The organism is Paenibacillus sp. FSL R5-0486 (assembly GCF_037975155.1).
In the GTDB taxonomy this organism is placed as follows: Bacteria; Bacillota; Bacilli; order Paenibacillales; family Paenibacillaceae; genus Paenibacillus; species Paenibacillus amylolyticus.
In genome coordinates, this window is record NZ_CP150237.1 from 5,692,807 (window position 1) to 5,705,019 (window position 12,213).

Annotated in this window: 9 protein-coding genes and 1 rRNA gene; all 10 read right to left on the reverse strand. The window is 47.3% G+C overall.

Features of this window, described 5'->3' with window-relative positions; translation table 11 throughout:
- Positions 1-82: 82 nt before the first annotated feature.
- The 10 genes from MKY01_RS25205 to MKY01_RS25250 all read right to left on the reverse strand — a co-directional run bounded on the left by MKY01_RS25205 (position 83) and on the right by MKY01_RS25250 (position 12,189).
- Positions 83-1,635 (reverse strand): 16S ribosomal RNA (locus MKY01_RS25205).
- Between the two features lie 545 nt (positions 1,636-2,180).
- On the reverse strand, positions 2,181-3,803 hold the full coding sequence (locus tag MKY01_RS25210; protein ID WP_339284047.1) for a LysM domain-containing protein: 1,623 nt from the start codon (positions 3,801-3,803) through the stop codon (positions 2,181-2,183).
- Positions 3,804-3,998: 195 nt separating this feature from the next.
- Positions 3,999-4,883, reverse strand: a complete 885-nt coding sequence (gene ilvE, locus MKY01_RS25215) for a branched-chain-amino-acid transaminase (protein ID WP_017692630.1) — start codon at positions 4,881-4,883, stop codon at positions 3,999-4,001.
- Positions 4,884-5,031: 148 nt separating this feature from the next.
- Positions 5,032-5,904, reverse strand: a complete 873-nt coding sequence (gene pheA / locus MKY01_RS25220; protein ID WP_074096239.1) for a prephenate dehydratase — start codon at positions 5,902-5,904, stop codon at positions 5,032-5,034.
- A complete protein-coding gene (gene thrB, locus MKY01_RS25225) occupies positions 5,901-6,869 on the reverse strand; it encodes a homoserine kinase (protein WP_282320400.1) in 969 nt (322 codons plus the stop codon). The genes pheA and thrB overlap by 4 nt, the downstream gene beginning before the upstream one ends.
- Positions 6,866-7,936: a threonine synthase gene (gene thrC, locus MKY01_RS25230; RefSeq protein WP_036673546.1), complete on the reverse strand. Its 1,071-nt coding sequence runs from the start codon at positions 7,934-7,936 to the stop codon at positions 6,866-6,868. Before thrC ends, thrB begins: the two co-directional genes overlap by 4 nt.
- A 115-nt stretch (positions 7,937-8,051) precedes the next feature.
- Positions 8,052-9,338: a homoserine dehydrogenase gene (locus MKY01_RS25235; protein WP_017692626.1), complete on the reverse strand. Its 1,287-nt coding sequence runs from the start codon at positions 9,336-9,338 to the stop codon at positions 8,052-8,054.
- A gap of 58 nt (positions 9,339-9,396) precedes the next feature.
- Positions 9,397-9,834, reverse strand: coding sequence for an ACT domain-containing protein (locus tag MKY01_RS25240; protein WP_017692625.1), 438 nt, complete (start codon positions 9,832-9,834; stop codon positions 9,397-9,399).
- A gap of 229 nt (positions 9,835-10,063) precedes the next feature.
- Positions 10,064-11,374: a GTPase ObgE gene (gene obgE / locus MKY01_RS25245; RefSeq protein ID WP_036673545.1), complete on the reverse strand. Its 1,311-nt coding sequence runs from the start codon at positions 11,372-11,374 to the stop codon at positions 10,064-10,066.
- A gap of 17 nt (positions 11,375-11,391) precedes the next feature.
- The gene (locus tag MKY01_RS25250; RefSeq protein ID WP_235193928.1) at positions 11,392-12,189 is read right to left on the reverse strand and encodes a Spo0B domain-containing protein; all 798 of its coding nucleotides are present in this window, start codon (positions 12,187-12,189) and stop codon (positions 11,392-11,394) included.
- Between the last annotated feature and the right edge of the window lie 24 nt (positions 12,190-12,213).

Below are 12,213 nucleotides of genomic sequence, written 5' to 3' on the forward strand. Positions count from 1 at the left end.
CTCAAAACCGAACAACGAGTGAGTGTTTTGTAGCTAAGCTACATATTTGAATGTTTCCGTTGCAGGAAACGATTCTCCATAGAAAGGAGGTGATCCAGCCGCACCTTCCGATACGGCTACCTTGTTACGACTTCACCCCAATCATCTATCCCACCTTCGGCGGCTGGCTCCTTGCGGTTACCCCACCGACTTCGGGTGTTATAAACTCTCGTGGTGTGACGGGCGGTGTGTACAAGACCCGGGAACGTATTCACCGCGGCATGCTGATCCGCGATTACTAGCAATTCCGACTTCATGCAGGCGAGTTGCAGCCTGCAATCCGAACTGAGACCGGCTTTGTTGGGATTGGCTCCATCTCGCGATTTCGCAGCCCGTTGTACCGGCCATTGTAGTACGTGTGTAGCCCAGGTCATAAGGGGCATGATGATTTGACGTCATCCCCACCTTCCTCCGGTTTGTCACCGGCAGTCTATCTAGAGTGCCCACCCGAAGTGCTGGCAACTAAATATAAGGGTTGCGCTCGTTGCGGGACTTAACCCAACATCTCACGACACGAGCTGACGACAACCATGCACCACCTGTCTCCTCTGTCCCGAAGGAAAGATACATCTCTGCATCGATCAGAGGGATGTCAAGACCTGGTAAGGTTCTTCGCGTTGCTTCGAATTAAACCACATACTCCACTGCTTGTGCGGGTCCCCGTCAATTCCTTTGAGTTTCAGTCTTGCGACCGTACTCCCCAGGCGGAGTGCTTAATGTGTTAACTTCGGCACCAAGGGTATCGAAACCCCTAACACCTAGCACTCATCGTTTACGGCGTGGACTACCAGGGTATCTAATCCTGTTTGCTCCCCACGCTTTCGCGCCTCAGCGTCAGTTACAGCCCAGAGAGTCGCCTTCGCCACTGGTGTTCCTCCACATATCTACGCATTTCACCGCTACACGTGGAATTCCACTCTCCTCTTCTGCACTCAAGTCACCCAGTTTCCAGTGCGATCCGGGGTTGAGCCCCGGGATTAAACACCAGACTTAAATGACCGCCTGCGCGCGCTTTACGCCCAATAATTCCGGACAACGCTTGCCCCCTACGTATTACCGCGGCTGCTGGCACGTAGTTAGCCGGGGCTTTCTTCTCAGGTACCGTCACCTTGAGAGCAGTTACTCTCCCAAGCGTTCTTCCCTGGCAACAGAGCTTTACGATCCGAAAACCTTCATCACTCACGCGGCATTGCTCCGTCAGGCTTTCGCCCATTGCGGAAGATTCCCTACTGCTGCCTCCCGTAGGAGTCTGGGCCGTGTCTCAGTCCCAGTGTGGCCGATCACCCTCTCAGGTCGGCTACGCATCGTCGCCTTGGTGAGCCGTTACCTCACCAACTAGCTAATGCGCCGCAGGCCCATCCCCAAGTGACAGATTGCTCCGTCTTTCCAGTTCTCTTCAGGCGAAGAAAACAATTATTCGGTATTAGCTACCGTTTCCGGTAGTTGTCCCAAACTTGAGGGCAGGTTGCCTACGTGTTACTCACCCGTCCGCCGCTAACCATCCGAGAAGCAAGCTTCTCTTCAAGTCCGCTCGACTTGCATGTATTAGGCATGCCGCCAGCGTTCGTCCTGAGCCAGGATCAAACTCTCCAATAAAGTATTGAAAAGAGCGATAAGCTCATTTTGAATCTGACGAGATTAAAAATCTCATTTGTGCTCCAGTCGATTCAAGCCAAGGCTTGTCTCAAACTTTCGCGTTCATTCTGCAAGCAGAATGTTTACTCACTCGTTGTTCAGTTTTCAAAGATCAAACTTGTTTCATTACCTCTTATGTTTCCCGTGTCAGCCGTGTGTTTCAGCGGCGACTTAAATAATATATCATACGGCTGAATGTAATGCAACAGTTTTTTTTCATTTCTTTTCTTTAGTAGTTTTACATTAGCTAAAGCTATCATATCAATTCCCTATCTTGTCCTATCATATTAGGTCATGCTCATAGGGTACAAATATTTTAACACATTTATGAAAGGGTTTACAATAACTTCTTAATAAAATGCTTTCTATTATTTCCTGAGCAACTATCTCCGTTATGTGCAACTCAATGTTCACTCAAGTAAGCGGGAAGCCAGCTCTCTATTACAGAGCTGGCTTCCCGCTTATATAACAGGTCCCTCACTTATTCATCAATCACAATCCTCAGGTTAGTTTTGTATCCATGGATTACGACGCTTTTTATCGGATTTCCGTTGGTTGGAAGTAGCTGCACCCTCTCTGGATGTTTTCCCGGACACGGATACCTTGGATTTATTCTTCAGAGGAGCCTTGCTTGTTCTGCGTTTTGCAGCGGCCGGCTTATTCCCTGCTTGCTTAGACTTCCCTTCCGAATCTGATCCAACCTCTTCAATTGCTACCTGACTTAAGTTAGCGTCTTCACGCCCCCCTTTTTTGCCACCCTTCCCTTGCCCCTGAGGAGGATACATTTCACCAAATGCTCCAAGCGGGGACGGGGGAACCATGTTCTGAGTAGGGTACGGATTCTGATAAGCATACTCAATAGGCTGGTTTGGCATCGTTGATGTGGACATTTCAGGCGGCATACCGTACGAAGGACCATACATATTCCAAGCCGGATCCTGATAACCATGAGAAGGATAAGTATACTGAGGCATATGTGTATGTGAGCCACATCCGCATGGAGGGTACGGAAGCATTGAGTATGGAGATATGAAAGGCGGCTGATGATTCATATGACTAGGTGCTGTATACGTTGGGAATGGACTATTCACTTCGCCAGCTGGCGCAATCGGAAATGAGTTGTTTTGCATGTCTGCGGACAGATTCGGCATAACGTTATTGTGGTTATAACCCTGCTCCGCGCCAGTCCACGGACTGTTAGGCAGATCACTGCCACTATAAGGACTAACTTCCGGAATCCCTGGAAACGACGCATTGTTACTCGCTCCAGCCGTGTACATGTCTTGCTGAGCACCATATACCTCTTGTACAGGAACCGGGATTTGAACATAAGGGTGCTCGGCTGGCGCATGATGCAACTTATTACCACAACCACAAGGCTTTTTCGTTGCTGGTGCAACCTCAGTTGGAGACTTTGTGTTAGGCATTACAGGCAAAGGCATAATTTCAGGCGAAAGATTAGGCATTGTGTATTTCTTGGATTCTGCTACCGGTTTTACATAAACTTCGGGTTTAACCTCTTCTTTTTTATGCGTTTCCTTTTCAGGCTTCACTTCAGGAAGCTCCGGTAACTGGGGCAGTACCTCCAGTTCAGGCTTCACATTCGGCTTCTCCATATTGGCTGGTGGTGGAGCAGGCACCGGAACAGGAACCTCTGCTACCGGAGCAGGGGGAGTTGGCGCTACTGGAGCCGGTGGTTCCGGTTCTTTGACTCCCGTGTATTCCTTACCTTCAGGTGACAACTTTTCATGAACAGCAATGTTACCGGCACCCGAATTAGATGTGCTGTTTCCTTGTGCGTGCATAGATGGAATATAAACTGTCTCCCCCACCAGCAGAGCGTTCGGATTTTTCAACTGTGGATTGGCATTGACCATGTCTTTTAAAGGAACTCCCCAGGCTTGTGCCAACTTCCATAACGAATCTCCTTGCTGCACCTTGTGACTGTGGAGCACACCCTCCGGCTTCGGTGTTACTGGCTCTGCAGGGATTTTGACCTTCATACCAATATCCAACTTGTCGGGATTTGTGATTTGCGGATTAGCCGCGATCAATTTGTCCAGCGCTACATTGTATTTTTGGGACAGCAGATATAATGTGTCGCCTTTTTTCACCATGTGTATTTTCACAGGGAACTAACCTCCTAGACGTCATACTTGGGCAGTACATTCGCCCATACCGTTACTACATCCTATGCAGAAACCGGGCTAATGACATCAACTAAACAAAAAAAATCCTCCTGTCTCCAAAATCCCCATACACCAGGTATGCAGAATTTTATCGGACAAGGAGGATTCCTGTTCCCTATGTTATGCAATTCTAACTTAAGATTCCCACACTTTATATCCATCTTTGTCAACAATCTGACGGAATGCTTCCAGCAGTCTCAGCGTTACCGGACCTGCTACTCCCGTGCCAATTGTTCTTCCATCGACTTCATATGCAGCGATAACTTCTGCAGCTGTCCCGGTGAAAAAGACTTCGTCTGCGATATACACATCATGCAGGGTGAATGGCACTTCTTTTAATTCAAGCTCCAGTTCGCCACATAGATCGATAATCGCTTGACGTGTAATCCCTTCAAGTGCTCCGAGATAACAAGGCGGCGTGTACACTACACCATTTTTGATGATGAAGATGTTATCACTTGAACCCTCAGTAACGTAACCTTGGGAATTCAGCATAATTGCTTCACCAGCACCTGAATAGTTAGACTGGATTTTAACCAGGATGTTATTCAGATAGTTCAATGATTTAATTTTTGGATTCAATGCGTCTGGAATGTTCCGGCGTTGGGATACCGACACGGCTTTCAATCCAGTAAGATACGCTTCCTCCGGATAGATCGCTAATTGCTCCACGATGATGATTACGGATGCCTTAGGGCAACGTAACGGGTCCAACCCCAGATTACCAGGGCCACGCGATACAATAAGACGAATATAACCATTACGCATATCATTGCGGCGCACCGTTTCAGCCATGACTTCCAGCATCTCATCAATGGACAGCGGAATGTTCAAACTAATGGATTTTGCCGAATCATACAAACGATCCAAGTGGGCCTTACATCTGAAAATATTTCCGTTATAGATCCGAATACCTTCGAAAATCCCGTCTCCATACAAAAATCCATGATCATACACCGAAACGGTTGCGTTCTCCTTGGTCACATACTGACCATCCAAATAGATCCATTGTTCTGCCACTGATGACTGCACCTCCATAAAATATCCATTCCCTTTACTCCGTAACGTTATTAACCCGTCCATTGTACACCAAATGACAAGCTATTACTCGCTCATTCTACCCCGACTTATGACAACCTTCTAACATTCCCAAACACCATCAGGTCAATTATCTCGAAGGATATGTATAACAAGGATAGCTACCCAGAACACGCACCTGACAATTCAATGCTTCAATCTCTGCCATGGCTGCGGTAAGCAATACCGAATCGACCGTTTCCACAACATCAATGTAAAAATAGTAACTGCCCAATCGTTTCTTCGTTGGACGAGATTCGAGACGGGTCAAGTTCAGCTTCCGCCAGGCAAAAGCCGACAATACCTGATGTAACGCACCCGGTGCATCTTCTGGCAACGTCACCAGCAAGCTGGTTTTTACATGATCCGGTTCACGTGGAATGTTCACAGGTTCATGGCCAATGAGCACAAAACGAGTGTAGTTGTTGTCATGATCTGTAACCCGTTCAGCCATAATGTCCAGACCATGCTTCTGAGCAGCAAGTTTGGTACCAATCGCTACCCAGCCCTTACCTGGATTTTTTTTCACAATTTCTACAGCTTCGGCTGTACTGTTCACACCTTCAAGGTCGGCCCCAGGCGAATGTAAACGAATAAAATTCTGACACTGCGGAATAGCCACTGGATGGGACATGATCTTGGTAATTCTACCGAAATCATACTCGCCACTCTCTGTCTTAAATTCCGAGCCATGCCCAATAACATTCTGAATGGATGGGTATACCCACTCCGCTTGCATCGGAATGTCGACCTCGTTCACAAGCCAGTCCATATGAAGACTAACGGAACCTTCAATTGTATTTTCAATCGGAATGACACTGTATTGTGCATTCCCGCTATCCGTTGCTCGAAACACATCCGAAATCAGCTTGGAATGAAGCAAATCTAATGGTTCCCCGTTGAAAAGGAAATCAATTGCCTCATGAGAGACTGAGCCTTCAGGTAATACTGCAATTCGTTTCATGCATTAACTTCCCCTTTGATTCTGTCCAGAAAAGGACGTTCGTCTTGATCAGGCAGTACGGTTACACCGTCCAAATCCGGATCGAGCCACAGTGCAGAAGCAGATATGCCCTCCCGCTCCATGGTGTCCAGCAAATATTGTTCCAATCCCGCTTTCCGGGTGTCATGACGATCTACCAAAGTCAATACGGTCGGTCCAGCTCCGCTCAGGGCAGCTCCCAACGCTCCATGATCGACGGCATGTTCCAATATCTCAGCCATGCCTGGCACCAATGATGCCCGATATGGTTGGTGAATTCGATCTGACATCGCCTTCTGAATCATATCCAGTCGTCCACTCGCCAAAGCGGCAACGAGTAATGAGGATCTGCTAATGTTATGCACCACATCAGACATGCCAAATTGCTCTGGAATTACATTCCTTGCTTTTGAAGTAGACAGCTGGAATTCAGGTACAATAACCAAAGCCTGCAAATCCTGGTGTGGTTCAATACGTATATGATCTACCTGTTGACCATTCCATGCAGCCGTAATAATACCGCCATACAGAGATGCTCCCACATTATCAGGATGTTTCTCGAGGGATGTGGCCATATCCAGAAGCTTCGCATCGGATAAAGGAGCACCAATTAATGCATTTGCTGCTGCCAATGCACCAACGATGGCTGATGCACTGCTCCCGAGTCCCCGCGTAAGCGGAATATCGGAATACATGGAAATCTCCAATTCAGGGACGGATACCCCAGCTTCATTGAATACCATCTGTGCCACTTCGTAAATCAAATTCGATTTATCTGTTGGCAGGCCTGTCAAATGATTGCCGTGAAGATGAAATGACGTCTGCTCGGCTGGTTTCATTTCCAACCAGGCATACAAAGACAATGCCATGCCCAGGGTATCAAACCCCGGACCGAGATTGGCTGTGCTTGCAGGTATTTTTACGGTTACCTTTTCACGCAAACTCATACAGATTGCTGCTCCAGTTGTGCAATAGCTGCCATTACCGCCTCTTCGGTATCTTCAACAACAAGTGGCTCAGTCGCTACTGTTTTGATCGCAATATTAGGATCTTTCAGGCCATTACCTGTCAGTACACAAACGACAGTCTCTCCGCCTTTAAAGTACCCTTCACTCTTCAGTTTGTATACACCGGCAAGGGAAGCCGCAGAAGCAGGTTCAGCAAAGATTCCTTCCCGAGAAGCAAGTGTACGATACGCTGTCAGAATTTGTTCATCCGTTACATAGTTGATCTGTCCACCAGATTCCTCAGCTGCAGCTACCGCCGTTTTCCAGCTCGCCGGATTACCGATTCGAATTGCTGTTGCTACCGTTTCAGGTTCAAGGATCGGCTCACCTTTGACAATGGCCATCGCACCTTCTGCTTCGAAACCAACCATACGTGGAAGCGTGCTGGACTTGCCTGCCTCTTTATATTCTTTGAAACCTTTCCAATAAGCCGAGATATTACCCGCATTACCGACTGGAATAGCCAGAACGTCAGGCGCTTCGCCAAGTTGTTCAATTACTTCAAACGCTGCTGTCTTCTGTCCTTCAATCCGGAACGGATTCACAGAGTTTACAAGCGTGATCGGATGTTTGGCTGTGATCTCACGCACAATCTCCAGTGCACGGTCAAAGTTACCATTAATCGCGATCACCTTAGCTCCATAGATCATGGCTTGGGCCAGTTTACCCAGTGCAATGTTGTTATTCGGGATCAGTACGATACAATTGAGGCCACCACGTGCGGCGTAGGCCGCTGCAGCTGCTGACGTATTACCTGTGGATGCACACATGATCGTACGGCTGCCCTCTTCCATAGCTTTGGCAACAGCCATAACCATACCGCGGTCTTTGAAAGATCCAGTAGGGTTCAAACCTTCGTATTTGAAGTAAACATTCAAACCGAGTTCCTCAGACAGATTCTCTGCATGAATCAACGGTGTATTTCCTTCCTGAAGCGTAAGCAGGGGTGTATTTTCATTAACTGGAAGGTGCTCTCTGTACGTTTGCAAAAGTCCTTGATATCTCATTGTGGGTAAACTCCTTTATGTTTTAATAATCTGAAATGATGACCTGTTGAACCGGATATGATTAACTTGTACGTTATAACTGAAATAATTGAGATGCCGTATGGGATAAGGACAATTATCCTTCGACCCGGTAGACACTCTTAATGCGGCGAATGACGCTGAGTGATTCAAAATGTTTTAACACTTTATCCATGCTTGCCTTACTTGCATTATGTGTAACGATAATGATCTCGGCATCCGGGTTGTGCTCATTCGGCTGTTGAACAACCGACGCCAGACTGACATCATATTCTGCGAAAATTTGTGTGATTTGTGCCAATACACCGGCTTTATCGTCTACGTGTAGTAAAATAAAGTTTTTCGACACGATCTGCTCGTCGCTTTGCAGTCGCTTAATCTTATAAGGCACAATTGCTTTGAGACCGTTCACGCCAAGTTTAAGGTTTTTGGTAACCGCCACAATGTCAGCTACAACCGAAGTTGCCGTTGGGAGTTCTCCCGCACCCGCACCGTAGAACATCGTCTCCCCTACAGCTTCACCGTGTACATATACTGCGTTGAACACACCGTTGACTGAAGCAATCGGGTGATTCTGTCTAACCATTGTCGGCTGAACGCTGATCGTGATCTCATCGCCAATACGGTCCGCAATACCAAGTAACTTCATCTCATAGCCCAATCTTTTGGCATACATAATGTCTTCTCGAGTTACGGAGGATATTCCTTTAACGGTTACATCCTTCAACTCCACATTGGTGCGGAAACCGAGTGTACTCAATATCGCCATTTTGCGAGCTGCGTCAAGTCCCTCCACATCGGAAGTTGGATCGGATTCGGCGTATCCCAGAGCCTGTGCTTCAGCAAGTACTTCTTCATAGGATGCACCTTCCTGACTCATTTTGGTCAGAATAAAGTTCGTTGTTCCGTTCACGATCCCCATAATGCGGGTAATCCGATCAGAAGAGAAACCTTCAATCAGCGTACGAATGATCGGAATCCCTCCAGCAACACTCGCCTCATAGAACACGTCACATTGTTTTTCCTGTGCCTTCGCCAAAATCTCTGTACCATGCAGTGCCATGAGATCTTTGTTTGCTGTTACGATATGTTTCCCACGTTCCAACGCTTCAAGAATATACTCCTTCGTCTGATCAATGCCGCCCATGACTTCAACGATGACATCAATATCCGGATGACGAATGACTTCCCAAGGATCTTCCGTAAGCTTGGCACGGTCTACAGCAATAACACGTTCTTTCTCTGTATTTTTCACTGCGATCTTCTCGATGACAATCGGCGATCCAACCTGACTGCTCAGATCCTCCTGATTCCCTTCCACAATGCGAACGACTCCCGTTCCGACAGTTCCCAGACCCAACAATCCGACTTTTACTGGTTTCACTAACGATCTACCCCCTAATGTCTATTCTTGTCCGTCAGTCCTGTATGTTAAAGCCTAATTACCCTTGGCCTACAATACGTGTACGTCTTACTCCAGGCATATCTTGCATTCGATCCAGCATTTCACCAATTTCGCCATGAAGATGTGTCGTTTCCACCGAAATGACAACATTGGCTCTTCCTTGAAGCGGGATACTCTGATTAATCGTGAGTACATTAGCTCCATAACCAGCTACATGTCCAAGCACACGAGACAAGATCCCCGACTGATGCTCCAGATCAATGGAGATCGTTACAATTCTCTCGCGCTCAAGCTGGTTGATCAGATGAATTCCATCTTTGTACTTGTAAAAGGCACTCCGGCTTAATCCGACCTGTTCAACCGCCTCATGCACTGTTTTAACATCCCCAGAAGCCAGTAGTTCTTTTACCTGCATGGTCTTCACCACTGCCTCTGGTAAAATATCTTCCCGTACTAAGTAATAGCGTTCGTTCACAGAACGTCCTCTCCTCAAAGACTCATGTATTCATATAGTGGACATTATATAGGATCTATGACAAAAGGGCAATACATGACACGCCTATTTTTTGAAATACGTTCCTCACAGTATACAAGTTTATCCCTCTCCCATGTCAGGAAAAAACAAAAAAAACGCAGAGTTGCGGGTCAACTTCCCACTTCTCTGCGTTCCTATATCAATCTGTCTCTCCACGGAAGACGGCTACTTAGTAGTAACTGCTGCCTTCCACGAATTCGAATTCAAAGTCTCCAATACGAACGATGGTGCCTTCTACAGCTCCGCGCTTACGCAACTCAGCATCCACACCCATATAACGCAGTGTACGTGCGAGTTTCAGTATAGCCTCGTGCGAGTTCAGTTGCATCCGTTTCATCATGCGGTCAATCTTGGCACTTTCGACAACGAACATTTCATTCTCACGCACAATTTTGAAACCATCGTCTTCTTTTTTGTCCAGACTGTATACTTTACGTTCAGATACATCTGCTACCTCTTCAACCACTCGCTCGTCTGGAGCCTGATCCAGCAGATCAGCTGCACGATACAGAAGTTCTTGAATCCCTTTACGAGTCAAGGATGAAATTGGCATCACTTCAATATCAGGTTGCACTTCACGAACTTGCTGTAAAAATTGCTCCAGGTTCGCTTCAGAGTCTGGCATATCCATCTTGTTAGCTGCTACAACTTGCGTTCTCTCGGCGAGAAGCGGATTGTACAACTTCAATTCGTCATTGATTTTCTGCCAGTCTTCAAAAGGATCGCGTCCTTCCGAACCCGACATATCTACGACATGAACAATAATACGAGTACGCTCGACATGACGCAGGAACTCATGTCCCAGTCCGACACCTTCATGCGCACCTTCAATCAGTCCAGGCAGATCAGCCATGACAAAGCTTCGGCCTTCTCCTACACCGACTACACCCAGATTCGGTGTAATGGTTGTGAAATGGTATGCCCCGATCTTTGGCTTGGCTGACGAAACGACAGAAAGCAATGTGGATTTCCCGACACTCGGGAAACCAACCAGACCAACATCTGCCATAACTTTCAGTTCGAGTACGATGTATCGCTCTTGTCCTTCTTCACCGTTCTCAGCAAGTTCAGGTGCAGGATTGTTCGGTGTAGCAAATCGGATGTTACCTCGTCCGCCCCGACCACCACGAGCAATAACAACCTGTTGACCGTGACGTGTCATATCCGCCAGTACTTCTCCACTGTCTTCATCCAAGATGATAGTTCCTGGTGGAATGCGCACAATCATGTTCTCCGCGTTTGCACCGTGCTGACTTTTGTTACGTCCCTTCTCACCACGTGGGGCCTTAAAGTGACGCTGGTAACGAAAATCCATCAACGTACGCAAACCTTCATCCACGCGGAAAATGATGTCAGCTCCTCTGCCTCCATCGCCCCCGGCAGGTCCGCCGTTTGGTACATACTTCTCACGACGGAACGAAATAATTCCGTCCCCTCCATCTCCGGCTTTTACATAAATCTTCGCTTTATCTACAAACATTGGTTAACCCCTTCTTCCTATATTCCACACGGCATTCTGAATTGTATAAACGTATCCTCAGACGGAAACTGCTCCGTTCTGACTTTTTTTCCTTTGAGTACGGCAGTAAGCTGCCGCAGTGTTTCCGGATCGGGTGTTTGATCCCCATCCAGTCGGACAACCACATCTCCATGGTCCTGTCCGAAGTTTAAGGTCAGTTTGCGAACCTCTCCCCAAGAAGACCGGCCGCCGCCATATTGATAGGCCCTGATTGCATCAGCAATCGCCCCGGTAAGTGACTCGCCATCCTCGGGAGAGACCAGAGCACTAAGCTGCAACTCATCTTCTATTTCCACATGCAAGTCCAGCGCAATTCCACTGGCACGAAAAGACTGAAGATAAAATACGAGGGAAGGAATACCTAATCTGGAGATTCGGCTTTCTTCTGTAACCCGCTCTTTTATTCTTTCCACACATTGCAAGGATTTATCAAGTTTGCCCAGTCGAAGATATCCATATAACACCTGAAGGTCGTTCATCCAGTCGTGTCGATGATGATTTAATGAAGCAATTGCTGTTTTTTCCATGGATTGTATGATGGCTCTGCGTTCCGCCTCCGCCTGTTTCTTCATCGCATTCACAGAAATGAGCAATACTGCGACGGACCACAATGCGCACACGACGCTTGAGATCATCGCCGGATACAACATAACGAAAACCAAAGGAATCAGAAGTGAACATGCCGCAATCCACGGCACTCTTTTCCAAGATTTCATGGCTTCTCCCCGTTCTACAAAACTCGGTTGGTCTACACCCACCGTAACCAAGTATAACATGTCTCTTCTGCCAGTTCATTATCG